General features: G+C 66.7%; 23 protein-coding genes and 2 tRNA genes. 15 read left to right on the forward strand and 10 right to left on the reverse strand.

Going from position 1 to position 24,356, the window contains the following annotated elements; genetic code table 11:
* Nucleotides 1-363: 363 nt before the first annotated feature.
* From ACQ3DC_RS17830 to ACQ3DC_RS17855, 6 genes are all read left to right on the forward strand, one after another.
* The gene (locus tag ACQ3DC_RS17830) at nt 364-768 is read left to right on the forward strand and encodes a hypothetical protein (RefSeq protein ID WP_430752844.1); all 405 of its coding nucleotides are present in this window, start codon (nt 364-366) and stop codon (nt 766-768) included.
* Nucleotides 765-983, forward strand: coding sequence for a phosphodiester glycosidase family protein (locus tag ACQ3DC_RS17835; RefSeq protein ID WP_421093690.1), 219 nt, complete (start codon nt 765-767; stop codon nt 981-983). Before ACQ3DC_RS17830 ends, ACQ3DC_RS17835 begins: the two co-directional genes overlap by 4 nt.
* Nucleotides 984-1,053: 70 nt before the next feature.
* Nucleotides 1,054-2,013: a hypothetical protein gene (locus ACQ3DC_RS17840; protein WP_430752845.1), complete on the forward strand. Its 960-nt coding sequence runs from the start codon at nt 1,054-1,056 to the stop codon at nt 2,011-2,013.
* Nucleotides 2,014-2,535: 522 nt separating this feature from the next.
* Nucleotides 2,536-3,246 (forward strand): DUF416 family protein, encoded by a 711-nt coding sequence (locus ACQ3DC_RS17845; protein WP_430752846.1) that lies wholly within the window; start codon nt 2,536-2,538, stop codon nt 3,244-3,246.
* Nucleotides 3,247-3,284: 38 nt separating this feature from the next.
* The gene (comJ, locus tag ACQ3DC_RS17850) at nt 3,285-3,719 is read left to right on the forward strand and encodes a competence protein ComJ (protein ID WP_430752847.1); all 435 of its coding nucleotides are present in this window, start codon (nt 3,285-3,287) and stop codon (nt 3,717-3,719) included.
* A 383-nt stretch (nt 3,720-4,102) separates the two neighbouring features.
* Complete coding sequence (locus ACQ3DC_RS17855) at nt 4,103-4,288, forward strand: hypothetical protein (protein ID WP_430752848.1); 186 nt, start codon at nt 4,103-4,105, stop codon at nt 4,286-4,288.
* Nucleotides 4,289-4,396: 108 nt separating this feature from the next.
* On the opposite strand, the gene ACQ3DC_RS17860 is transcribed toward ACQ3DC_RS17855, so the two are convergent.
* From ACQ3DC_RS17860 to ACQ3DC_RS17895, 8 genes are all read right to left on the reverse strand, one after another.
* Nucleotides 4,397-5,242 carry an aldo/keto reductase gene (locus tag ACQ3DC_RS17860; RefSeq protein ID WP_157239138.1) on the reverse strand — a complete coding sequence of 282 codons (846 nt, stop codon included), beginning with the start codon at nt 5,240-5,242 and terminating at the stop codon, nt 4,397-4,399.
* A gap of 63 nt (nt 5,243-5,305) precedes the next feature.
* Entirely contained in the window at nt 5,306-5,782 is a 477-nt protein-coding gene (locus ACQ3DC_RS17865) for a hypothetical protein (protein ID WP_157239140.1), read from the reverse strand.
* Between the two features lie 7 nt (nt 5,783-5,789).
* Nucleotides 5,790-6,422, reverse strand: coding sequence for a bacterial proteasome activator family protein (locus ACQ3DC_RS17870; RefSeq protein ID WP_157239142.1), 633 nt, complete (start codon nt 6,420-6,422; stop codon nt 5,790-5,792).
* 77 nt (nt 6,423-6,499) lie between these two features.
* Complete coding sequence (locus ACQ3DC_RS17875; protein WP_157239143.1) at nt 6,500-6,703, reverse strand: YbdD/YjiX family protein; 204 nt, start codon at nt 6,701-6,703, stop codon at nt 6,500-6,502.
* Nucleotides 6,700-9,003: a carbon starvation CstA family protein gene (locus ACQ3DC_RS17880; RefSeq protein ID WP_157239145.1), complete on the reverse strand. Its 2,304-nt coding sequence runs from the start codon at nt 9,001-9,003 to the stop codon at nt 6,700-6,702. Before ACQ3DC_RS17880 ends, ACQ3DC_RS17875 begins: the two co-directional genes overlap by 4 nt.
* A 231-nt stretch (nt 9,004-9,234) precedes the next feature.
* Nucleotides 9,235-9,519, reverse strand: coding sequence for a DUF1540 domain-containing protein (locus tag ACQ3DC_RS17885; RefSeq protein WP_157239147.1), 285 nt, complete (start codon nt 9,517-9,519; stop codon nt 9,235-9,237).
* A gap of 94 nt (nt 9,520-9,613) precedes the next feature.
* Complete coding sequence (locus ACQ3DC_RS17890) at nt 9,614-10,147, reverse strand: PadR family transcriptional regulator (RefSeq protein ID WP_430752849.1); 534 nt, start codon at nt 10,145-10,147, stop codon at nt 9,614-9,616.
* 38 nt (nt 10,148-10,185) lie between these two features.
* Nucleotides 10,186-11,169, reverse strand: coding sequence for an NAD(P)H-quinone oxidoreductase (locus ACQ3DC_RS17895; RefSeq protein ID WP_157239150.1), 984 nt, complete (start codon nt 11,167-11,169; stop codon nt 10,186-10,188).
* 107 nt (nt 11,170-11,276) lie between these two features.
* On the opposite strand from ACQ3DC_RS17895, the gene ACQ3DC_RS17900 reads away from it, so the two are divergent.
* A tRNA-Ser gene (locus tag ACQ3DC_RS17900) sits at nt 11,277-11,364 on the forward strand.
* A gap of 109 nt (nt 11,365-11,473) precedes the next feature.
* Here ACQ3DC_RS17900 and ACQ3DC_RS17905 read toward each other — a convergent pair.
* A complete protein-coding gene (locus tag ACQ3DC_RS17905; protein ID WP_430752850.1) occupies nt 11,474-13,414 on the reverse strand; it encodes an FAD/NAD(P)-binding protein in 1,941 nt (646 codons plus the stop codon).
* Between the two features lie 84 nt (nt 13,415-13,498).
* Between ACQ3DC_RS17905 and ACQ3DC_RS17910 the strand changes: the two genes are divergently transcribed.
* The 4 genes from ACQ3DC_RS17910 (at nt 13,499) to ACQ3DC_RS17925 (ending at nt 18,014) form a co-directional block, all read left to right on the forward strand.
* Complete coding sequence (locus ACQ3DC_RS17910) at nt 13,499-15,742, forward strand: prolyl oligopeptidase family serine peptidase (RefSeq protein WP_430752851.1); 2,244 nt, start codon at nt 13,499-13,501, stop codon at nt 15,740-15,742.
* Nucleotides 15,712-16,266 carry a GNAT family N-acetyltransferase gene (locus ACQ3DC_RS17915; RefSeq protein WP_321215346.1) on the forward strand — a complete coding sequence of 185 codons (555 nt, stop codon included), beginning with the start codon at nt 15,712-15,714 and terminating at the stop codon, nt 16,264-16,266. The genes ACQ3DC_RS17910 and ACQ3DC_RS17915 overlap by 31 nt, the downstream gene beginning before the upstream one ends.
* A 102-nt stretch (nt 16,267-16,368) precedes the next feature.
* Nucleotides 16,369-16,456: transfer RNA gene (locus tag ACQ3DC_RS17920), tRNA-Ser, on the forward strand.
* A 124-nt stretch (nt 16,457-16,580) separates the two neighbouring features.
* Nucleotides 16,581-18,014, forward strand: a complete 1,434-nt coding sequence (locus ACQ3DC_RS17925; RefSeq protein ID WP_430752852.1) for an MFS transporter — start codon at nt 16,581-16,583, stop codon at nt 18,012-18,014.
* Nucleotides 18,015-18,117: 103 nt separating this feature from the next.
* Here the strand turns inward: ACQ3DC_RS17925 and ACQ3DC_RS17930 are convergent, their stop codons facing one another.
* A complete protein-coding gene (locus ACQ3DC_RS17930) occupies nt 18,118-20,328 on the reverse strand; it encodes a RecQ family ATP-dependent DNA helicase (RefSeq protein ID WP_430752853.1) in 2,211 nt (736 codons plus the stop codon).
* Nucleotides 20,329-20,471: 143 nt separating this feature from the next.
* Here ACQ3DC_RS17930 and ACQ3DC_RS17935 point away from each other — a divergent pair, with 143 nt between their 5' ends.
* The 4 genes from ACQ3DC_RS17935 to ACQ3DC_RS17950 all read left to right on the forward strand — a co-directional run bounded on the left by ACQ3DC_RS17935 (nt 20,472) and on the right by ACQ3DC_RS17950 (nt 24,152).
* Complete coding sequence (locus ACQ3DC_RS17935) at nt 20,472-21,890, forward strand: phosphomannomutase/phosphoglucomutase (RefSeq protein ID WP_430752854.1); 1,419 nt, start codon at nt 20,472-20,474, stop codon at nt 21,888-21,890.
* A 6-nt stretch (nt 21,891-21,896) separates the two neighbouring features.
* Nucleotides 21,897-22,385: a hypothetical protein gene (locus ACQ3DC_RS17940; RefSeq protein WP_321215342.1), complete on the forward strand. Its 489-nt coding sequence runs from the start codon at nt 21,897-21,899 to the stop codon at nt 22,383-22,385.
* A gap of 15 nt (nt 22,386-22,400) precedes the next feature.
* Nucleotides 22,401-22,850, forward strand: a complete 450-nt coding sequence (locus tag ACQ3DC_RS17945; protein ID WP_157239159.1) for an RrF2 family transcriptional regulator — start codon at nt 22,401-22,403, stop codon at nt 22,848-22,850.
* A gap of 141 nt (nt 22,851-22,991) precedes the next feature.
* Nucleotides 22,992-24,152, forward strand: a complete 1,161-nt coding sequence (locus ACQ3DC_RS17950) for a globin domain-containing protein (protein WP_323058085.1) — start codon at nt 22,992-22,994, stop codon at nt 24,150-24,152.
* Nucleotides 24,153-24,356: the final 204 nt, after the last annotated feature.

Here is a 24,356-nt window from a genome sequence, read left to right on the forward strand (position 1 = left end):
CTGCCAGTGGAAACGAGCCGCGAACAGTCCGCCACAACCTGCTGAACACCGGCGTTTGGCTTCTTCCTCCGGTTAAGCGCCTGACCAGGGTCGCAGCATGGAATCCCCACACAAACTCCCGGTCAAGGCTGCAATTACCGCCCTAATCCCCGGGCTTCCCGGAGCCTTCCTTGCCACCGCCGGCCCCTCCGCAGCCACCCCGCCCCTCCCCGTCCGGGGACGCCCAGCCCTTCCCGCCGTCGAACTTAACTTCGACGCCCGCGACCTGCCCGAAACGCGCGACGTGACGGAACCGGCCCCCCGCCTGACCTGTACGTCGCTTACCCGCGGAACCCCCAACCCTTCCCTTTTTGGACGGCTGAAGTGGCCATCCCGGCGAATTCACCCGACGTTCGGCCCCGACCTGGTCAACCGGGAAGCCACCAGCCAGCTGGCGGCTGCCGATGGTGCGCTCGCCGGCATCAACCGCGGCTACTTCGTCCTGGACCCAAAGACCGCCCCCCGGAGAGCAACTACGGCGGCAAGGCCGCCAAGGGTGCACGGCTGGCCCTGGACGGCGTTAACCTCCCGGGGCTCATCCGGAACTGCGGCGGAACGGGCGATGCTCCCTCCGTCCTCCGGCACGACTACACCTGCACGGACCCCGATGAGGTCATTGCTTTCACCGAGGACTTCGGCTCCGCCACACCGTCCGGGCGGGGGCTGGAAGTGGTGCTGGACAGCCAGGGCACCGTCACCGCCGTCAGCGCTCCCGGGGCACGGCTGTGACCGCCGAGGGACGCCAGACGGCATCCCTTGGGCTGAGCATCAAAGAAGCGGCAGACGTGGCCACGTCGCTGGGCATGGTGGAGGCAATCAACCTCGACGGCGGCGGATCCACCACTATGGCCGTGGGAGGGCAGGTCGTCAACAATTCCTCCGACGCATCGGGCGAACGTCCCGTAGGCGACGCAATCCTCGTCCTCCCCCGCCGCAAGGACTGAACGCCGGCAGCGGGCGCGGTCGGCTGCGGGGCGTGCGCCAGCGGCAGTCGCGGCACCTAAGATGGCGTGCATGGAAGACGTGGCCCTGGCTGGGATCGCGAGCGGGCTTTATGCCAAGCCGCTGGAAGACTTCGTGGCGGCGCGCGCCGTCGCGGCCAAGGAGGCTGCCGGGTCGGACAAGGAACTTGGGGCAGCCGTGCGCGCCCTGCCGAAGCCGTCAGCTGCCGCCTGGACCGTCAACATGCTGGCGCTGCACCAGCCTGGTGTCCTTGCGGAGCTGGCGGCCCTGGGTGGCAGGATGCGCGAGGCGCAGTCGTCGCTGGACGCCGGGGCGCTGCGGGAGCTGGGGCGTGAGCGCCGCACCCTGCTTGCTGCCGCCGTCGAGGCCGCCCGTGCCGTTGCCAGGGAGCAGGGCCGGGGCATCAGCGATGCCGTAGCGGGGGACGTGGAGGAGACCCTTCGGGCCCTGACGGCCGATGAAGGGGCAGCGGCCGCCGTGCGGAGCGGGCGCCTCCTGAAGGCGTTGTCCGCCGACGGAATGAACACCGCCGATGTGGAGGGGGCCGTGGCGGTGCCCTCCGCGCTGCCGCCGGCCGCCCCGGTTCCGCGCCCTGGGCCAGCAGCCACAGTAAGCAGGAAGACGCGCACGACGACGGCGGGCACCGCCCGTGCCACGCCGGACAGGCCGCGGCTTGAGGCGGTCCGCCAGGCGCCGCGTCCAGCGTCACCGCCTGCATTGGAGAAAGCCAAAGCCGCCCTGGCGGAGGCGCAGGCGGCAGAGGCTGAGGCTGCCCGGGCGGCCCGGGCGCTGCAGGACCAGGCGGACCAGGCACGGACCGGGATCACGGAACTCGTCCAGGAGGCAGCCGAGCTCCGTGCCAGGCTCAAGGGTGTTGAAGAGCGGCTGGAGCGCTCCCGGAAAGCGCTGGCTGCCACCACTGCGGAGGCCAAGCAGGCAGCGCGTGCCGCGGACAGAGCCGAGCGGACGGCGATGCTCGCGCAGGAGCGGGTCCTTCGGCTGCGCAACTGAGACACGTGTAACTCTGTAAAAGTCTTCCGTTATTCCTGGAATACTGCCGGACAATTGGCCAAGGTGACACCGCAATCAGTACGGGCAGCTCTCTTGCCTACAATCGCCACTCGTCCTGCCCCGGAGCCATCGTCAACGCCGCCATCGTGGCAGTCGCCGGTCGATTCGGGGTTGGCGGGAATGTGGCCAGTGCAGATATCCGGCCTTTCTCCACTACAGGGCTAGGACAGGGACGAGGCGCCCCCGGCCGTATAGAAAGAATCAGGGAACCCGTCAGTCCGATATGTAGATGTACATTCGAATCGCTCTCTTGGCGCCTACTTAGGCAGCAATGGTCAACACGGACCCGAGCGGGCTCAGCGAAGATGACTGGCGGCAAACGTCTATCGACAGCCTCCTTGATCCCATCGCTCAGAATATGCGGACGACAGCTGCCCTTAGCACCAAGGAGGGGGTCAATGTTCTGGCCTCGGGTGGTTGCGACCTCACACGGGCACAGAGGGCAACGGCCGGGGTGACGATATGATTGCCGTCTCGCCGACAGGCCATGCGGAAGTGACAGCTGTCAACGGCGCGCTGAATGCGTCACTAGCCCGACTACAGCAAAGTGGTGACGAGTTGACAGAGGTTTACGACGAGGCGGCCCTGAAGGAGCGGCTTTCACACCTCGATAAGAGAGCCAAGACGGCCTTCGCTGCGGCATGCGCGGATAGCCTGGTTCCCCTGCAGGAGCGCTACTGGAGCAGGGCTGAAGAAAGCGCCAATGAATCGCGGGCACGAGACATCCTCGACTCCGTCTGGGGCGCTGTTTCCAAAGACAATGCCGTCGTCAGCTCGTTGGCTTCCGAAGCCGCCGCATTCGGACCTACGGATGACGAGCCATGGTTGTTTGATATGGGGTACGCGCAAAACGCCGCTGCTGCACTGGCGTACGCGATCAGGACATGGCTGTCAGATGACGTTCAGGAAGCCGCGTGGGCCGCACGGCAGGTTTGCGAAGCGGCCGAATACTCGTGCAGCCAGCCCGACATGGGCTCGGACGAGTTGCTCGTCCGCAAGATCAGCGACATTTCGGCCCAGAATGCGGGCCTCGATTCATCGGCGGGCATGCAATCTGCCTTGGCCTTTCTTGATCAAGCGCTCAGAATTTGCGAGGCCACGCCATCTTCCTGGGACCAGTTGCAGCGACTGGCGCGGTCCGCGGGCCAGTCGTGGGCCTCCTCGTTCAGATAGGAGCTGATGGTCCAGATCAACGACGGGTAGGAGCCAGCATGGACGCCGAATTCAACCTCTTCACCGATTACCACCAGTTCACGGTCTCGGACTCGACCGCGGACTTCTCGGATCTTTGGGCGAAATGGACGGACGAAACCATCGAATCCATGTTCGTCCAGGGCGACCGCTATATCGCCGTGGGCACAGCGCGCGATTTCAACGCACCCGTTCTGCTCCGCCTCGACTCGGAGCGGTCATTCATCGGCAGCGTGGACAGGGTCATGACGGGAATCCTGGAGGTCCCCAGCGGAGTGGTGGAGGTATCGGGACCCACGGACAACGGCATGAGCGGCGGAAAGGTGGAGGTGCCACCGGGCACCTACCGGGTGGAGGTGCAGTACTTCAACCTGGAATCGATCGATAACGACGGCATCGAAGGGGACGACCGCTACATGGTCACCCTGACGAGGGCGGACGGACAAACCGAGTAACCCAAGTCGAAGTCACTACAGGCACGCGGGTTGAGCGGCCGGCGGGCTGTCCCCTTCATGCACAAATTAACACTTGCTAAGGTCCTGTTCAGCCGGACCGGACGACCGCGAAAATTCGTACGGCACATAGCCAGTGTGGGAGATGATTGCGACCAGGCCAGCGAAGGAGACTCCGCTGCGCGTATCTTCCTTAGCTTCGTGAGCCGGATTCCCACCACGTTTGATGTTCTGGCAGCTCGGACGCCCTTGGCGGGGCTACCCTGGCTCTACTTGCCAGACCGAAACTTCCAAATAGGGACCGGTTCTTCTACTTAGGTCTACGGTCACAGCAACACGCGGGGATGATTCCGAAGAATGTCAGACCCCGGTTGCAGACTGGATTCATGGATAACCAACTGGTACAGGAATTTCACGTCACGTACTTCGACGCCGACTGCGGCCGTGCCCGGGCCGAGGTCTTTGACACGCTGGCCGAGGCGGAGCGTTTCGCCAGCCGGCAGTGCCGCGAAGAGGATGGCTGGGCCGTCGTTGACGCAGTGTCAGTCGAGCACATCCGCACTGCCGCCTGACATGCTCCGGCTACTTGCCGCACCCGTTTAACGGGGGCCGCCCCGGCCTGTTGGACAGGCCGGGGCGGTTTGCGGGGCTGGCACCATGGCGCGGGTGCCGGCCGCCGGCTAAGCGAAGTCGGAAACTGCGGGGTCCGCGCCGATGCGGCCTTCGCCGTTGGCGGAGCGGTCCAGCGCGTTGATGGCCTCGACGTCGCCGGAATCCAGGCTGACCCCGAGCGCTGCGAAGTTTTCCCGGATCCGGGACTCGGTGACGGACTTGGGGATCACCACGTTGCCGATTGCGAGGTGCCAGGCAATGACAACCTGCGCAGGCGTGGCGCCGTGCTTGGCTGCGATCGAGGCGACCGTTCCGTCGTCCAGCAACTCGCCGCCCTGGCCCAGCGGTGACCAGGCCTGCGTCAAAATCCCGTTGGCCGCGCCGAACTCACGCAGTTCCCGCTGGCTGAAGTACGGGTGGAGCTCGATCTGGTGGATGGCCGGAACCACGCCGGTCTCGTCGATGAGCCGCTGCAGGCCCTCGACAGTGAAGTTCGAAACACCAATGGACTTGACCCGGCCGCGCTTCTGCAGCTCGATCAGGGCCTTCCAGGTGTCCACGTACTTGTCCTGCTTGGGCTGCATCCAGTGGATCAGGTAAAGGTCCAGGGTCTCCAGCCCGAGCCTGTCCATGGATTCCTCGAAGGCGGCCAGCGTGGACTCATATCCCTGGTCTGCGTTCCAGAGCTTGGTGGTGATGAAGAGCTGCTCCGGGGACAGCCCGGAACTGGCGATCGCCCGGCCCACACCCGCCTCGTTGCCGTAGATCTTGGCGGTATCGATGTGGCGGTAGCCCGCTTCAAACGCTTGGCGGACCACCTTTTCAGCCACGCCATCCTCAACCTGCCACACGCCGTAGCCGAGCTGGGGGATGGTGTTTCCGTCATTAAAGGTCAAGGTAGGTGAAAGAGTCATTCGTCCATCCTGCCAAACTATCGGCTCCGCCCGGCGGGTATCGGCCCGAAGTAAGCCAGGCGCTTAACCGGGAATACCCAACTGCTGCGGTCCTGAACCCTCTTCGCTGAGGTGCCGTTCGGCGTCGGCCACCTGCTGGAATACGGACTCGGCCCGGCGGCGGACCGAGGCTGCACCTACCGGGACGGGGCCCACGGCGAGCCGGAGCATGGCGGCCGCTTCCGCCGTCGTCGCCAGGGAGTTGCCGGCTTTGGACAGGGCGCGGTGAACCCCGGAAAGGGCCGCAGGGATGTTGAGGCTGTCGTTGGGCGAACGCCGCTGCGCTTCCATGCATACCAGCCGTACCCGTTCGAGGAGGCTGGCCAGTTCATTGGCGATCTCCAGCAATTCGGCGTACAGCTGGTCGTCCTCCACGCCCTCAAGAACCTGGTGGAAGCGGTCCAGTCCCCGCTGGAAACGGTCATGGGCCCGGCGCCATAGCCCCTGGCCCAGCTCCGCGTCGTCCTTGCGCCCCTGCCTGGCGGCACTGAAAAAGCCCAAGCGGAGCCTACAGGTATTGTCCGGGACCGTGGTCCGGGTCGTCCCGCTGGCCAGGCCGAGCAGGGCTTCCGGAGCGCGCGCCGGCGCCGGCGCGCTGCGGTTCCCCGTTCTCGCCGATGACCACTCCCGGGGCGATCATGGTGCCGGGCGGCAGCTGCCGGAGCTGCATCTGCGCGGCCGCATTCTCCCGGGCCGCATGCTGGGCAGCGATGGCAGTCTGGATGCCGTGGAACAATCCCTCCAACCACCCGACAAGCTGGGCCTGGGCTATCCGGAGTTCAGCGTCGGAAGGCGTGCCCTCGTCGGGGAAGGGCAGGCTGATCCTGTCCAGTTCCTCCACCAGTTCAGGAGCCAGCCCGTCCTCCAGCTCCTTGATGGAGCGCGCGTGGATCTCAGCAAGCCTGCCCCGCGCAGCCTCATCCAGCGGTGCAGACTTCACTTCTTCCAGGAGCTGCCGGATCATGGTTCCGATCCGCATGACTTTGGCCGGTTCATCCACCAGGTCCTGGATGTTGCTGCCCTTGGGCTTCCTGCGATCGGCAGGTGCGGACGGCGGGGGCACCGGCGGCTGCCACTCATCGATGGGAGTGCCTTCTACCGGGAGATCCTCGGCTGATTGAGTGTCTCGTGGATCGCTCATGCGTTCATACTCTCATGAGCGATCCACCCGGAACCCCTGGATGATCCCTCCCGGCGGCTTGTACGCTGCAAGCTCAATCAGCAGCACCGGCCTTGGGGGTTGCTGTCCTGGCGGTCGGTCCGGTCGCGCCAGAACTCGCGCTCCGTGAGGGGCGCCTCCCCGTGCCCGGCCGCCCTGTGGTGCTCGAGGTACTTGGCGTAGGCGTCCGCGCCCAGGACTCCGCTGAAGTACTGGGCGAAGCCGCGGAACCGCCGCTTGAGCACAACGAGGCCGGCCGTCATGAGTGGTGGCCCGCCCTTTCGAACCTCAGTTCCGCGGGGACTTTCTCCCATTCAGCCATCAACTCGCGCTCGGCAGGAGTGGGAATGAGTCCGGCAGGGGCGAAGACACGCGACGGGCGGGCGGGGTCCTCGTTGCCGCGCGTGGCGGCGGCGTCCCCGCGGTTGCGGAACGCTTTGGCAGTGGCGAGCAGCGCCGTCGCGATCACGATGATGCTCAGCACCACGAAGATCACAGACAGCCAGCCCTGGATCGCCGTGTTCCTGACCACGGCCTCCATGGCCGGGACCGTCTTGGCGGTGCCGAACGAGGTCTTGCCCTCGGCCAGTGCCTTGCTGAAGGCCGCGTTGTTGGCGAAGTAGCCGACAGCCGGGGTGGACGAGAAGATCTTCTGGTAGCTCGCCGTGATGGTGACCACGGCGGCGAACGTTAGCGGCAGCGCGACGATCCACAGGTAGTTGAAAGTTCCTCGCTTCGCCACGATGGCCAGGCACACGGACAGTGCAATCGCGGCAAGCAACTGGTTGGCTATGCCGAACAACGGGAACAGCGTGTTGATACCGCCCAGCGGATCGGTGACGCCCATGAGCAGCACAGCGCCCCAGGCACCGACCATGATGGCGGTGCAGAGCCAGGCTCCGGGACGCCAGGAGTGCTCCTTGAACTTGGGGATGAAGTTGCCGATCGAATCCTGCAGCATGAACCGGGCAACCCGGGTGCCGGCGTCCACAGCGGTGAGGATGAAAAGGGCCTCGAACATGATGGCGAAGTGGTACCAGAAGGCCATCATGGCCGTGCCGCCGATGAACTGCTGCATGATGTGGGCGAGCCCCACGGCCAGCGTGGGAGCGCCACCGGTACGCGAAACGATGCTTTCTTCACCCACGTTGGCGGCGGTTTCACTCAGGAGGTCAGGCGTGATGTTCACCCCGGCCAGGCCCAGGCTGTTGACCCAGGTGGCTGCTGTCTCCACCGTGCCGCCGGTCAGCGCCGCGGGGGAATTCATGGCGAAATATAGGCCGCGGTCGATCGAGATTGCCGCCACCAGGGCCATGATGGCCACGAAGGACTCCATCAGCATTCCGCCGTAGCCGATGAAACGGGTCTGCCGCTCCTTTTCAACCAGCTTGGGTGTGGTACCGGACGAAATCAGTGCATGGAAGCCGGACAAGGCACCGCACGCAATGGTGACGAACAGGAACGGGAACAGGGCGCCCGGGAACACCGGACCGTTTTCCCTGCTGGCGAACTCGCTGAACGCGGGAACGGTGATCTCCGGCCGGACCACGATAATGGCAAGCGCCAGCATCACGATCACGCCGATCTTCATGAACGTTGAGAGGTAGTCACGCGGTGCCAGGAGCAGCCACACGGGCAGGATGGCGGCGATGAAGCCGTAGATGATCAGGCCCCAGGCGATGGTCACCTTGTCGAGGCTGAAGATGTCCGCCCCCCACGGGGTTTCCGCCACGATGCCGCCGCCGATAATGGCAGCCATCAGCAGGACGAAGCCGATCAGCGAAACCTCCATCACCTTGCCGGGCCGCAGGTAGCGGAGGTAGATGCCCATGAACAGGGCAATCGGAATGGTCATGCCGACGGAGAAGACGCCCCATGGGCTCTCGCCCAGGGCGTTGACGACGACGAGGGCAAGGATGGCCACAATGATCACCATGATGAGCAGGGTGGCGATGAGGGCGGCAGTGCCGCCGATAACGCCCAGTTCCTCGCGTGCCATCTGGCCCAGGGAACGGCCACCGCGCCGCATGGAGAAGAACATCACAAGGTAGTCCTGGACGGCGCCGGCAAGGACGACGCCGATGATGATCCAGATAGTGCCCGGCAGGTAGCCCATCTGGGCCGCGATGACCGGGCCCACCAGCGGCCCGGCGCCGGCGATGGCGGCAAAATGGTGGCCGAACAGGACATTGCGGTCCGTCCGGACATAATCCTTGCCGTCGGCCTTGTACTCCGCCGGAGTGGCGCGGCGGTCATCGGGCCTGGTGATGTAGCGCTCGATGACCTTGGAGTAGAAGCGGTAGCCGATCAGGTAGGTGCACACGGAGGCGAACACGAACCAGATGGCGTTCACGGTTTCGCCGCGGACGATGGCCAGCATGAACCATGCCACGCCGCCGAGGAGGGCAATCGCAGCCCAGAGTGCGATCTTTCCCGGTGTCCATTTCCGCTCTTCGGCCTCCCGGACCGCTTCATCCACCGCTGTCGGCGGCAGCGCCGGGTCGGTGGCGGCCACGCCTCTGCCTCCGGATGCACTACCCCGCTGATCAGGCGTTTCGGCCATGTCTCCTCCTTGAGATTGTTATGCGTCTTCTGTCACGCACCCTACCAAGCCGCAGTCACAATCCGGAGGCATTCTGCCGGCTGCCGCAGAAACGTGCGGCGAGCGGAGTGGACACGGCGACGAACGACCGGACCCGGGCTGCCAGTTGTGCCTGCGTCAACGCAGGCAAGGCCCCCGTCCGGAAGGTCCGGGCGGAGGCCTTGGCTCGTGGGAACTGCGTAAAGCTGCCCCTTACGCGTGTGAGTAGGTGAGGCAGTCAGCGTTGTCGGCGCCGGGGCCGACGTGGACCTCGGTGGCCTTGCACATCAGGTGGTCATTGTGGACGCACTCGGCGCGCTGGCACGCCCCGACGTCGGCAAGGACCTTGGGCAGTCCGCCGTGGATCCCGGTCTCGATGAACGTGGCGCAGCGGGCGTGGTTTTCGGCGCCGCCCACCGTGATGGCGGCGGCGTTGCAGTTGGTGTGGTCATTAAAGGAACAGTTCGTTACGCTGCAGTCGGCGACGTGCGTTGTCATGAGCTTCCTCCGTTTGTTCCACCGCCCGGCCGGACGGTTCCTGGGACTTACGGTATGCCTGTCCGGGGCATTCAAAAAGACCCAATTGTGTGACCTATTTCCCCTGTCCCTGCTGGATCATCCTGGCCTCGCACAAGTCCAGCCACCGGACTTCCGCCTCCGCCTGGAAGATGAGTGAGTCCAGGACCAGCAGCGACGCGGTGTCACCGGCGCGCTGGTTCAGCGCCATGTCCCGGCGGGCCTTCGAATAGTCCTGCAGCGACTTCATGGAGGACACCCGCTGGCTCTGGATGACGGCCTTGACGTCGACGCCGGGCAGGGTGACGGCCAGCGCCAGCTTGATGGCCAGTTCGTTGCGGGGCGGGTTGTTCCGCCCCACCGGTGCCGCGAACCAGTTCCGGATTTCGGTCCTGCCGGCTGCGGTGATGCTGTACACCACGTGGCCGTTCCCGTCGTCGCCGTCCCTGGCCACCAGCGCATCGCGTTCCAGCCGGTCCAGCGTGGTGTACACCTGCCCAATGTTCAAAGGCCAGGTGGCACCGGTGCGGTTCTCGAATTCAACCCGCAGCTGGTAGCCGTAGCGGGGCTGGTCCTCCAACAGGGCGAGGAGGCTGTGGCGGATGGACATGCTGTTCCTTGTACTTGGCGGGCGTCGGGGTGCCGGACCTACATGACCAACAGGACCTTGCCCACGTGGTCGCCGGTGTCGAAATACCGGTGGGCGGCGCGCACCTGGTCCAGCGGGAACGTCTTTGCCACCAGCGGCCTGACCGATCCGTTGCTGACCAGCGGCCACACGGCGTCGCGGACGGCGTTCATGATGGCGCCTTTTTCCGCTACCGGCCGCGGCCGCAGGGCGGTGGCCACGACGGCGGCGCGCTTCTTCAGCAGCTGCCCCAGGTCGAGCTCCCCCTTCCTTCCGCCCTGAAGTCCAATCACCACCAGGCGTCCGTAGTCAGCGAGCGCGTCCACGTTCTGGGCCAGGTACTTGGCGCCCACGACGTCGAGGATCACGTCTGCGCCCTTGCCCCCGTTCTGGCGGCGAAGGCTTTCCGGAAAGTCCTCCTCGGCGTAGTTGATGGCGATGTCGGCCCCCAGGAAGGCTTTCGCCGTGCTCACTTTTTCGTCGGATCCTGCAGTTGCGGCAACCTTGGCGCCGAGCGCCTTGGCGAGCTGGATGGCCATGGTGCCGATCCCGCCCGTTGCCCCGTGGATCAGGACGGTCTCGCCTGCCTGCAGCTGGGCCGTCATCACCAGGTTGGAGTAGACAGTGGCCGCAACCTCGGGAAGGGCGGCCGCGGTCACCAGGTCAACGCCGTCGGGCACCCGAAGGACCTGCTCGGCCGGGACCGCCACCTGCTGCGCATACCCGCCGCCGGCCAGCAGCGCCACCACCTTGTCACCGAGGGAGAATGCCTTTGTGACGCCGGGACCGAACCCGGCGATCCGGCCGGATACTTCAAGGCCCGGAATTTCCGATGCGCCGGGAGGCGGCGGGTACAAACCCCTCCGCTGCTGCACGTCCGCCCGGTTCAGGCCGGCCGCCACGACGTCGATGAGCACCTCTCCGGGACCCGGTACCGGGGCCTCCACCTCGCGGACCTCCAGAACTTCCGGGCCGCCAGGCTCCGAAATGTAGACGGCTTTCATGGAACACTCCCGTTTCTGACTGAATACTGCGTGCAACCAGTGTGCACCGGACGCGTTCCGGGTTCTGTTTTGTTGCAGGCAAGTGCCTATGAAACACTACTGGGTGAGGAAGGTTGTCCGAGCGGCCGAAGGAGCTAGTCTTGAAAACTAGTGTGCGGTAACCCCGTACCAAGAGTTCGAATCTCTTACCTTCCGCGAAACAGGACCCCTGTCCGCCAGCATGCTGGCCGGCAGGGGTCCTTCGTTTTGCCGGCAAAAGCCTGCGGGCGCCGGGTTCCGACTGCTTGAAGCAACCTCCGGGCAGTTACAGCGCGAGTATTGCCCCGGCGATTTCGTCCGCGTCGCGAAGGGTCCGCTGGCCACTGCGGTAGCTTGGGCCGCCGGGCTGGACGGCCTCGGCGGCGATGGCCGTGCCCCATTGGACCGATGAGAGCTGGAGTCCCAGCACGTACAGGCCTCCGGTCACCGAGCCGTTGGCTGCCACGGGACGGTAGGGATGCGGCACCACATCCAGGCCGGTGGACTGCACGGGGGCACCCTCCACCGTCATCATCAGCCGCGGCCGGACCAGGCCGTCCGCCAGCAGCTGCTCCAGCACCGGCGAATCACTGGCCGAGACCCGGTTACCGGGCGCGAGCGCCTCCACCATGGTCCGGGCAGCCACCGGAGCTCCGGCCACCCAAGGTGACGACGCCGTGAAGGCGGCGTTCTTCCGGTCCACTGAGAACTTGGGGTCTGGACCCACGAAGCTCACCACCCCCGCCCTGGCCAGCGCCGCCAGCTGCTCGGAGCGCAGGGCCGGAGGCCCGCTGGCGAGTCCTTCCACAAACGACTCGAACCAGCCACGCAGTCCCGCCACCCAGGATTCATCGGTGATGCCGCCGTCGGCCACTGCTGTCTTCAGCACGGCGCGCCCGTGGTGGAGTGCCCCAATGGCCATCTTCACGGGGTCATCTTCCCCGAGCGCGGACCGGCGGGCGTCGTCCAGCAGGTAGTCGACGACGGCGGCATCGAGTTCGGTGCGTGAGGCAAAGGATCGTCCGGCAAGGGGTGCGGCGAGCGCCGGCAGGTCCAGCCGGTGCCGTGGCCCCACGTGCACGGCCAGCACGCTCTCCACGCTGTCTTCCCAGTTCGCGGCACTGTGCGCGTGCGGATGCAGCGCCTCATCAAGGGCGGCGAGGAAGGCCGCCGGATCCGGTACCGCGTTCGGCTGGGAACGCACCAGGGTGGAGTAGTACGCCCACAAAGCGTCACGGTGCAGGAGCGGCCAGAAATCGTGGTCGAACGCCGGGCGGATTCCTGCGGTGCGGAACCGTTCCAGCGCCGCTTCGGTGAAGTAGCGCAGGGTGACCGACGCCGGGTAGTAGCCGTCCAGGGCAGCTTTCGCCCGGTAGGGCGTTCCCCGGCGGGAGGCGGCAATGATCCGCGGTTCCTGGCCCGAAGGCTCGTACCTGAGCGCCGTTCCGTTGCTGATGAATTTTCCGCCGCGGCCCTCGGTCAGCTGCACCATGGTGTCGAAGAAGTTCAGGCCCATGCCGCGGACCAGGACGGGCTCCCCTGCGGGAACCAGGGACCAGTCCACGTCCGCAGGTACAGCCGGCGGGAAGTATCGGAGGCCCAACCGCTTGGCCGACGCCTGCAGTTCGCGCTGTTCGGGGTTCAGGCGGGACGGGACGTGGCCCAAGGCAAGCACCACGGCGTCGGTGCGCAGCGTGTCTCCAGTGGCCAGGCCGACGTCGAACGTTCCGTCCCCCGCGGGGCGCACGGACTGTGCCGACGTTTCGTGGAAGTCGATGGTGACGCCGTCGGGCGCTTTGGACGTCAGCTCCTCCAGCGTGCTGCGAAGGTAACGGCCGTAGAGGGCCCGGCTGGGAAAGCCGTTCGGGCCCAGGGCGGCCAGTTCAGCGAGGTCCTCCCCGCCCAGGGACGGCGAGGGGTTGCGCTGCTGGCGCGCGCGCCACAGGTCGAAGGTGGTTCCTGCGACCGGCGGCGCCAGGTCAGGGTCCTCGGGGATCAGCGTGGGGTAGAAGGACTGCGTGTTCATCAGGAACAGCCGGGACTGCTGCGGCTGCCACACGTGCCCGGGGCCCGCCGGAAAGGGGTCGACGACATCGATGTGGAGACGCACCGTTCCTGCACCGGAAGCGGTCTGCGCAGCACGGCGGGCAAGCAGGCGTTCCAGCACGCTGGTGCCCCGCGGACCTGCGCCGATGATGGCGGTCCGGATGCTCTGCGTTTTTTCCACGCCATCCAGCGTACGGGCTGGAAACAGAGTGTGGGCTGAACGCTTGACTTGCCAGCCGTCCGCGGTGTTGTTTGGATGGGGCGCATGACCACCACTGAAGCTGATCCAGCGCCCGCCTCCGGAACCGGCAACCCCTCCGGAACCGGCCCGCAGGACATCGCGCCCGAGCCCACTGACGAAAACGCCTGGCTCGAAGACATTTACGGCGAGGAGCAGCTTGCCTGGGTGAAAGAGCAGAATTCGCGCACGGAGGACCTCCTGGAGGACGCGGACTACGCCGGACTGGAAGGCAGCATCCTGGAGGTGCTGGACTCCACGGACCGGATCGCCATGGTGGGGAAGCGCGGTGACTGGTACTACAACTTCTGGAAGGACGCGAAGAACCCCAAGGGCCTGTGGCGGCGCACCACCTGGGAGAGCTACTGCACGGATTCCCCCGAGTGGGATGTGCTGCTCGATGTCGACGCGCTGGCGGCAGCCGAGGGCCAGGAATGGGTTTTCCACGGCGCCACCTTCCTGCGCCCCGCTTCCGGGGAACCGTACCGGCATGCACTTCTTGCCCTCTCCCCCGACGGCGGCGACGCCAACCGGTACCGCGAATTCGACGTGGAGGGCAGGACTTTCGTGGACCCCGCCCAGGGCGGTTTTGACCTGCCGACGGCGAAGGGAAACGTTTCCTGGCTGGACGCGGAAACGTTGCTGGTGGCCTCCACCGCCGACGGACTGCCGAAGACCGCTTCCTCCTACGCCCGAACGGCCGTCACGCTCAAACGCGGGGATTCCCTGGCCGGAGCGCCGCGGCTGTTCGAGGTCCCCGAGCACCACATGATGGCCGTGGTTGCCCACGATTCCACCCCCGGTTTTGAGCGCACCTTCGCCGTTGACTACATCGATTTCTTCAACCGCAGGAACCTGGTGCTGCGTGAAGGATCCTGGGTCCAGATCGACGTGCCCACCGATGTGAATGTCAGCGCGCATCGGGAATGGCTGCTGTTCCGGCCGCGCCAGGACTGGGTGCTTGGCACGTCAACGTACCCGGCGGGCTCGCTCCTCGCTGCCCGGTTCGAGGATTACCTGACCGGTTCAGCCGACCTGGCCGTGCTGTTCACCCCGGATGCGCATACGTCCCTGCAGTCCTGGAGCTGGACCCGGGACTTCCTGCTGCTGAACCTCCTGAAGGACGTGTCCTCCGAAATCCGGGTGCTGGATCCCTCCCGGCCAACGCACAATGCCCAGGCCGCGTGGGCGTCGTCGCCGCTGGATGCCTGCCCGCCGCTGCATGACGTCAACGCCTACGCAGTGGACGACGAAGACGAGGCCGACGGCGGTGCGGGCAACGACTTCTGGCTCGTCGCCACGGGCTTTACCACCCCTACCACGCTGCTGCGCGGCAGCTTGGAGCGTGCGGCGTCCGGTCCCCCCGGCGTGGTGAGCCGGCACGCGGTGGTCAAGGCGTCGCCGTCGTTCTTCGATGACGACGGCTATGAAGTGCAGCAGCACTTCGCCGTGTCCGACGACGGGACCCGGGTTCCGTATTTCCAGGTGGCTTCCCGGGACCTGGCCCTGGACGGGCAGAACCCCACCCAGCTTTCCGGATATGGCGGATTCGAGGTTTCGCGCACGCCGGCGTACAGCGGCACGGTGGGCAGGGCCTGGCTGGAACGGCGCACGTCCGGTGCGCCAAACGCGGACGGTGGGGCACCACACTCCCGGGGCGGCGTCTACGTCGTGGCAAACATCCGCGGCGGCGGCGAATACGGGCCCTCGTGGCACCGGGCGGCGCTGCAGGAGAATCGGCACAAGGCGTACCAGGACTTCGCGGCCGTTGCGAGGGATCTTCTGTCCCGGGGAGTCACCTCACGGGAGCGGCTGGGCTGCGTCGGCGGGTCCAACGGGGGGCTGCTGGTAGGCAACATGCTCACCCGGTACCCGGAGCTTTTCGGAGCTGTCTCATGCGGCGTGCCGCTGCTGGACATGCGCCGTTACACCAGGCTTTCGGCCGGACACTCCTGGATTGCCGAATACGGCGACCCTGACGTCCCGGAACAGTGGGAGTACATCAAGACCTTTTCCCCCTACCACCTGCTCAAGGACGGGGTTGAGTACCCAAAGACGTTCATCTGGACGGCCACCTCCGACGACCGGGTTGGCCCCGTCCAGGCGCGCAAGATGGCAGCCCGCATGCTGGCCATGGGCATCCCCAACGTCTGGTTCCACGAGGCGCTGGAGGGCGGCCACGCAGGGGCGTCGGACAACCGGCAGGCTGCGGCGCTGCAGGCCCGCAGCCAGCACTTCCTGTGGAAGGCACTGGCGGGCGGGGCCTCGTAGCGATGGCGCTCGAGGTGCGGCGGGCGGCGGCCTCCGACGTGGAGCGGCTGGCCGAGGTTCACGTCCTCTGCTGGCAGGAGACCTACCGCGGGATGCTGTCCGACGGGTTCCTGGCCTCGCAGAAGACCGGTTCGCGGCTGCAGCTGTGGCGCCACCTGCTGGAAGCCGCCGAACCCGCGCATGCCTGGGTGGCGTCCGACGGCGGCACGGTAGTTGGGTTTGCCGGCATCCGCAGGGAGCCTGGGGCCGCGTCGCACGGGTTTGCGCCGCCGTCGTCCGGGGACCTGGAACTGTGGGGGCTGTACCTGCTGGCGTCGCACCAGGGGCTGGGCCTGGGCCGCCGCCTCCTGGCGGCAGCGCTGGGCAATGAGGCGGCGAGCCTGTGGGTGGCCGCCGACAACCAGCGCGCCATTGGCTTCTACCGGCACTTCGGGTTTGAACCTGACGGCGCCGCCGACGTGATTCCCGGGTGGGAAGACCTTCGCGAAATCAGGATGGTCCGGGGCGGACAGCCGCCGGGGTGAAGCCCGCACCGGGCAGCCGGGGAGTCCTTTGGAGGCCCGGGCGATCCGTTTTGCACTGCATGCCCCGTTCTGCGTATCCTTGGTGGGCTAGGAATAGCAATTGGAGACGTGCCAGAGCGGCCGAATGGGCTTCACTGCTAATGAAGTGTGGGGCACAACTCCACCGGGGGTTCAAATCCCCCCGTCTCCGCGTTTGGCCCCGGTCCTGGACCGGGGCCTTTTGCGTTCCCCGGCAGGTTCAACGCCCCGGACGTATCCGTCCGTGGGACGGACACCCGGCGCCTTGCCCGTCCCGGCGGTGGCAGGATTGTCGGATGGCAGCAAGCGACACGGTGGATGAGGCGCACGGCGCGGTGCAGGCGTGGAGCCCCCGCCTGGCGCTCCTGGTGGCCGCCACCTTCTTCATGGAGTTCCTTGACGGCACCGTCCTCACCACGGCCATCCCCAACATCGCTGCCGACTTCCGGGTGCCCGCCGCGGACGTCAACATCACCATGACGGCGTACCTGCTGACCGTTGCCATGGGTATCCCGCTCAGCGGCTGGCTGGCTGAGCGCTTTGGTGCCCGACGCATCTTTTGCCTTGCCATTGCGATCTTCACGGCAGCATCCCTGGCCTGTTCACTCAGCCAGGACCTGGTTGCCCTCACCCTCAGCCGGACCGCGCAGGGATTCGGCGGCGCCATGATGGTGCCGGTGGGAACCCTGCTGGTCCTTCGCGGGACGCCGAAGGCGGACCTCCTGCGCGCCACTGCGTTCCTGGTGTGGCCCGGGCTCCTGGCGCCAGTGCTCGCACCGCTGGTAGGCGGGGCCCTGACCACCTATCTTTCCTGGCACTGGATCTTCCTGATCAACCTCCCGCTGGGTGTGGCCGCACTGCTTGCGGCACTCCGGCTGGTTCCTGCTGCCGCGGGCGACGGCGGGCGGCGGCTGGACTGGGTGGGCTTGTCCCTGACCACGCTGGGCGTGGGCGCCCTGGTGGCTGGCCTTGAACTGGTGAGCGCCCATCCTGCCGCCCCCTGGGCGGCCCTGAGCGCAGGTTTCGGCGTGACGGCTGCAGCCTGCGCCGTGTTCTGGATGCGCAGGACCCCCAATCCACTCTTTGACCTCGGGGTCTTCAGCACCCGCACGTTCAGGGCGATGGCCACCGGCGGGTTCGCCTACCGGCTGGCCATCAGCTCCGTCCCTTTCCTGCTGCCGCTGATGTTCCAGGCCGGGTTCGGCTGGTCCCCGCTGCACGCAGGTGCCATGGTGGCGGCCGTCTTCATCGGCAACATCGGCATCAAGCCGGCCACCACGCCGCTGATCCGGCGCTTTGGCTTCAAGGCGATGCTCGTCTTCGCCTCCCTTGCCTCTGCAGCCACGTTCATCCTCTGCGCCCTGCTCACGGCAGAAACGCCAGAGCCGCTGACGTTTGCCCTGCTGGTCTGCAGCGGCGCCTTCCGCTCAATCGGGTTCTCCGCCTACGCGTCGGTCCAGTACGCCGACATCGCGCCGGCGCAGCTCACCTCGGCAAATACTGTGTCTGCCACCCTGGTCCAGCTCGCCACTGCTGCGGGCATTGCCATTGGGGCCTTGCTCATCCGGCTGTTCGACGGGCTCAACAGCTTTCCAGCTGATTCCGCCGGACCTTTCCGCGGCGCATTCCTCGCCATGGCGGTGCTGATGCTGGCGAGCACGGCGGACAGCCTGTTCCTGCCACGGCATGCCGGAGCGGAAGTCAGCCGGCGCGGGGCCCAGCGGGTCTAGGCCCTGCGGGGTCCAGCGGGTCTAAGCCCTGCGGGGTCCAGGCCCAGCGCGTCCAGGCCCTGCGGGGTCCAAGCCCTGCCGGATTAGGTTAGCGAGCCCAGAGTCAGCCCGCCTGGGCCAGCACCAGCGGAAGCACAGCACCAGCCCCGGCCTGGCGAAGAGCCCGGCCGGCCACGGTGAGTGTCCACCTGCTGTCCACGATGTCATCGACCAGCATCACGCTGCCGCCCTGCAACGAGCCCAGCGCGGCCTCAAGTTCCGGCCCCACCACCAGACGGTCCCACACCCCCGCCAGCCGGTAGGCGCTGTTGCCCCCGCGGTTTCCCGTGGGGCCACCGTGTGCCAACTGAAGCTCGCCCAGGTACGGGATGCGTCCGATCTCCGAAATTCCCTTCGCAAGGGACCCCACCAGCTCAGGCTTGCCCCGCGACGGGATGCTGACAATGGCGGCCGGCCGTCCGGCCCCGCTCCACGCAGGGTTGCGCGGGTCACCGCCGGCCCATTCGCGCAGTACCTGGACGCATGCCTGAAGCATGCCCGGGTCAACGGGCCGGTCCCCCGCGCCGGCCGCAAACAGCTCCCGCAATGCCCCGCCCCAGCCCAGGTCTGTCAGCCGTGCGAGGACCCGCCCCTCGGAGACTCCTTCTGCAGGTTTGAGCTTCCCCTTCACCGGAACACCAAGGCGGTCCATGCCGCTGGGCCACTGCAGCCGCGATTCCAGTACCCCGCCCGCCCTGCTGAGGGTCTGGCCGGCCGCCGCGGTGGCCTGCTCGGCAATCTCTGCCGGGAACCACCGGCCGGCGCAGTTATCGCACCTGCCACAGGCGTGGGCGGTCTCGTCATCAAGGACGGACGTGATGTATTCCATCCGGCAGCCGGCAGTGTCCTGGTAGATCACCATGGAGTCCTGCTCGTCCACGCGGGCCTCAGCTATCCGCCGGTACCGCTCGGCGTCGTAGGCCCAGGGCCGGCCAGTGGACCGCCATCCACCGCCCACCCGCTCCACGGCGCCATCCACTGAGAGGACTTTCAACAGCAGTTCCAGCGGAGTGCGTCGAAGGTCCACCCTGGCTTCCAAGGCAACTGTGGACAGTGCGGTGCCTGCTTCGGCGAGCGCCGTGAGGACGGCGGCGGCTTTTTCCTCCGACGGCATGGAAGCTGTGGCGAAGTACTGCCAGATGTCCCGGTCTTCGGCACCCGGCAGGAGCAGGACGTCGGCGTTCGCCGCCCCACGGCCGGCACGCCCAACCTGCTGGTAGTAAGCCACCGGCGAGGACGGCGCTCCGAGGTGGACCACGAAGCCGAGATCGGGCTTGTCAAAACCCATGCCTAGCGCGGACGTGGCAACCAGCGCCTTGACCTCATTGTCCTTCAGGAGCTGTTCGGCGCGTTCCCTGTCTGCGGGGTCCGTGCGCCCGGTATAGGCCAGCACCTCGTGGCCGGCCTCCGCCAGGAGGCGCGCTGTATCCTCCGCCGCGGACACCGTCAACGTATAGATGATGCCGCTGCCGGGAAGGTCGGCCAGATGCGTCAACAGCCAGCCCAGGCGCTGCTTGGCATCAGGCAGTGACAGGACTCCCAGCCGCAGCGAATCCCTGCCCAGCGCACCACGGATGGTGAGGACGCCGGTGCCGAGCTGCTCTTCGATGTCGTGAACCACCCGGGAGTTGGCGGTGGCTGTGGTGGCGAGCACGGGAACCGAATCCGGCAACTGGGTAATCAGGTCCGCGATCCTGCGGTAGTCGGGCCGGAAGTCGTGGCCCCAGTCCGAGATGCAGTGTGCCTCGTCGATGACCAGCAGGCCTGTGCGCCGGATAAGTTCGGGAAGCTGGTTTTCGCGGAAGGAGGGGTTGGTCAGCCGTTCCGGGGACACGAGCAGGACGTCCACCTGGTCAGCGGCGAGCTGTTCGCGGGCGGTGTCCCATTCCAGCTGGTTCGCGGAGTTGATGGCCACGGCACGCACTCCTGCCCGGGCAGCCGCGGCTACCTGGTCCCGCATGAGGGCGAGGAGAGGCGACACGATGAGCGTGGGTCCGGCCCCGCGGCGGCGCAGGAGCAGGGAGGCCACGAAATAGACTGCCGATTTTCCCCAACCCGTACGCTGCACCACCAAAGCCCTGCGGCCGTCATCCACCAGTGCCTCGATGGCTTCAAACTGGCCCTCGTGGAAACCGGCCGCCGGGTTGCCCACCAGCTCACGGAGAACGGCGAGCGCCTGCGCGTGGGTTGCCGAAGAAGGAAGGACGCCGGCATTTGCCGGTTCAGGAACGGTTGCGGGTTCAATGAGGTTGGTGGCGTGTTGGTTATCGACCATTGATTCAGTATCCCAGCCACCTCCGACACGAGGCACACGGGAGCGCCCTATGTGGAAACCCCGCCACCGCAGCTTCGCGTCACATACGTCGGCCCTCACCCGTCCTCCACAGCCACTTCCGCGGCCCACGTAAGATAAAGCCCGTGACTAGCGAACAGACAACGACTTTTGACCTTTCGGCATCCTTCAAGGCGTACGACGTCCGTGGCATCGTGGGCGAGTCCATCACCGCCGAAATCGTCGAAGCCGTGGGCGCCGCCTTCGTGGACGTCCTCCAGCTCGAAGGCCAGACCATCCTGGTGGGCGGCGACATGCGCCCGTCCTCCCCGGAATTCAGCAAGGCCTTCGCCAACGGCGCAGCCACCCGCGGCGCCAACGTTGAGCTGCTGGACCTGATTTCCACGGACGAACTGTACTTCGCCTGCGGTTACCTGAACCGTGCCGGCGCCACCTTCACCGCCAGCCACAACCCGGCCGGCTACAACGGCATCAAGATGTCCAAGGCCGGAGCCGTTCCCATTTCTTCCGAATCCGGCCTTAAGGACATCCAGGCCCTCGCCGAGCAGTACCTCAACACCGGCACCATCCCGGCCTCGGCGAAGCGCGGCCTCATCGGTGTCCGCGACGTCCTCAAGGACTATTCCGAATACCTCCGCAAGCTCGTGGACCTGTCCGGTTCCCGGCCGCTGAAGGTTGTTGTGGACGCCGGCAACGGCATGGCAGGCCTCACCACCCCTGCAGTGCTGGGCGACACCCTGCTCCCCAAGCTGCCCCTGGACATCGTCCCCCTCTACTTCGAGCTGGACGGTTCCTTCCCCAACCACCCTGCGAACCCGCTGGAACCGGAGAACCTCCGCGACCTGCAGGCGGCAGTGGTGGAACACGGTGCGGACATCGGCCTGGCGTTCGACGGTGACGCCGACCGCTGCTTCGTGGTGGACGAGAAGGGCGAGCCCGTGTCGCCGTCGGCCATTACCGGCATGGTGGCGCGCCGCGAGATTGCCCGCGCCAAGGCCCTGGGCGAGGCAACCCCCACGATCATCCACAACCTCCTCACGTCGCGCGCCGTGTCAGAGCTCGTGGAGCACGACGGCGGCCGGGCAGTCCGCACGCGCGTGGGCCACTCCTTCATCAAGGCGGTCATGGCGGAGGAAGGCGCGGTCTTCGGCGGGGAGCACTCAGCCCACTTCTACTTCCGTGACTTCTGGAACGCGGACACGGGCATGCTGGCGGCCATGCACGTCCTGGCAGCCCTGGGCGAACAGGACGGCCCCCTCTCGGAACTGGGCCGCGAGTACGAGCCGTACGTCAGCTCGGGCGAGATCAACTCCGAGGTCGACGACAAGCCCGCCGCCGTCGAGCGCGTACGCGCTGCCTTCGCGGACGAGGACATCACCATCGACACCCTGGACGGCAGCACGTTCACGGCCAATGACGGCAGCTACTGGTTCAACCTGCGTCCGTCCAACACCGAACCTTTCCTCCGGCTCAACGCCGAGGCGACCGACCGCGCCACCATGGAACGGGTCCGGGACCGGGTCCTGTCGATTGTCCGGGCGTAGGCAAGCGTGACACAGACCCCGGAGCCGGGCTCCGAAGAACAGGGCTCCTGGCGCGGCTCGGTGCCGGAAGCCACCGCCACGGATCTGGAGAACCTCCTGGGCACGGGCGTCAGTGCCGCCCAGGAGCAACTCCACCGCAGCGGCGGCTTCCTGCCCTTCGCCCTGACCGTCCAGAACGACGGCGAGGTGCGGCTGGTGGCCGTCTCGCCGGCAGATGCCGCGGAAGGTTCGGACGGCGACTTTGATGCCGACGCCATGATCAGCGACCTCACAGCTTTGCTACGGCAGAACCGGGAGGACTTCCGGGCTGCCGCCGTGGTCTGCGACATCCTGCTGGTGGAGGAGGACTCGGACGCCATCCACGTGGCGGCGGAGCACCGCGACGGCTCTGTCTTTGCTGCCGTGCTGCCTTACTCGGCGAACGCGGGTACCCAGACATGGGAATTTGGGGAGCTGGCGGCCGACGCCAGCGAGCCCGCGATCTGGGTGGACTAGACCGGCCGCGCCGCCATGAAGATCAACGCCTTCGCCGACGTCAGCCTGCGCGCCCTCATGGTGCTTGCGGCAGCTCCCGCGGGTGCCCTGCTGACCACGCAGAACATCGCCGACTCCGTAGGGACGCCCTACAACCACGTCAGCAAAGCGATGGCGAAGCTGCGCACCCTCGGATATCTCGAGGTGGTCCGCGGCCGGACCGGCGGCTCCCGCCTTAGCCACGCCGGCCGCAATGCCACCGTGGGGCAGGTCCTGCGGCAGCTCGATACCCGGACCGACGCGGCAGACTGCGTGGCTCCCGGCGGGAACTGCCCCCTGATCAATGAATGCCGGCTCCGCTCCGCGCTGTCCAGGGCACGCGAGGCGTTCTACCACGAACTCGATTCCGTCAACATTGCGGACCTCCCCGTGTCCGGCCAAATGGCCCCGGTCTTCAGCATGATCGGTCTCCGCCCGGGGCTCTGATACCCGGGCCAGGCCTGTATTACCGGGCGATTTGCTTCCATCTTCTACAACATGTAGAAATTGGGTATGAAAACCAGCATTTTGAATGCAGGTATTCGCAAAGGCCGGACGAAGGCCCCGGTCACTACCTCAGGAGTTCCCATGCTCTCGGAAAAATCCCGCCCCGTCATTGAAGCAACGCTGCCCCTCGTCGGATCCCGGATCGGCGCTATCACCCCCAATTTCTACGCCCGCCTGTTCGCCGCCCACCCCGAACTCCTGGACGGCCTGTTCAGCCGCTCCAACCAGCGCTCCGGCAACCAGCAGCAGGCGCTGGCAGGCAGTATCGCGGCCTTCGCCACCCACCTGGTCAACAACCCGGGCACCCTTCCCGAGACCGTCCTCTCCCGCATTGCCCACCGGCACGCGTCCCTGGGCATCACCGAACCGCAGTACCAGGTGGTCTACGAGCACCTCTTCGCCGCGATCGCCGAGGACCTGGCGGAGGTCATCACCCCGGAAATCGCGGAAGCCTGGACCGAGGTGTACTGGCTGATGGCCGACGCCCTGATCAAGCTCGAAAAGGGCCTCTACGCCGCCCAGGCCAATGACCGGATGTGGATGCCGTGGCGGGTGGCGGCCAAGACCCCCGCCGGCGCAGGCTCCATGACCTTCACCCTCGAACCGGCCGACGACACCCCGGTCACCCCGGCCCTTCCCGGCCAGTACATCAGCGTCAAGGTGACCCTGCCGGAAGGCCTTCGCCAGGTGCGCCAGTACTCGCTCTCCGGCGAGGCCGGCACCAGCCGAAGCTTCACCACCAAGCTTGACGACGGCGGCGAGGTCTCCCCCGTGCTCCACAACAACGTGCAGGTTGGCGACGTCCTGGAGATCTCCAACCCCTACGGCGAGATCACCCTCAAGGAGGGCGACGGGCCGGTGGTGCTGGCGTCCGCGGGCATCGGCTGCACCCCCACCGCTTCCATCCTTCGGTCCCTGGCAGAGGCCGGGTCCGAACGGCAGGTGCTGGTGCTCCACGCGGAAAGCACCTTGGACAGCTGGGCGCTGCGCAGCCAGATGACGGACGACGTCGAGCGCCTGGACGGCGCCGAGCTTCAGCTGTGGCTCGAAGAGCCCGTGGACGGAGCCAGGGAAGGTTTCATGTCCCTGCGTGAGGTGGATCTGCCGGCGGATGCGTCCCTGTACCTGTGCGGCCCGCTGCCGTTCATGAAGAACATCCGCAACGAAGCCATCAACGCCGGCATCCCGGCCACCCGGATCCACTACGAAGTGTTCGGCCCCGACATCTGGCTCGCCAGCTGAATCGATTGCTCCGTACCTGTCGTTTTGGAGTTCCATAACGACAGGTGCGGAGCAATCGATGGCGGGCCGGTGGGAAACGACGGCGGGGGGGGGGGGGGGGGGGGGTCAGGGGGGGGGCGGGGGGGGGGGGGGGTGGCGGGCCGGGGGGCAACCGCGGGCGCCGCCCCCCCTTTGCCCAACCGGGGGCGCCGCCGCCGTCGTTAT

It is taken from the genome of Paenarthrobacter sp. NEAU-H11 (genome assembly GCF_050573415.1).
GTDB lineage: Bacteria > Actinomycetota > Actinomycetes > Actinomycetales > Micrococcaceae > Arthrobacter.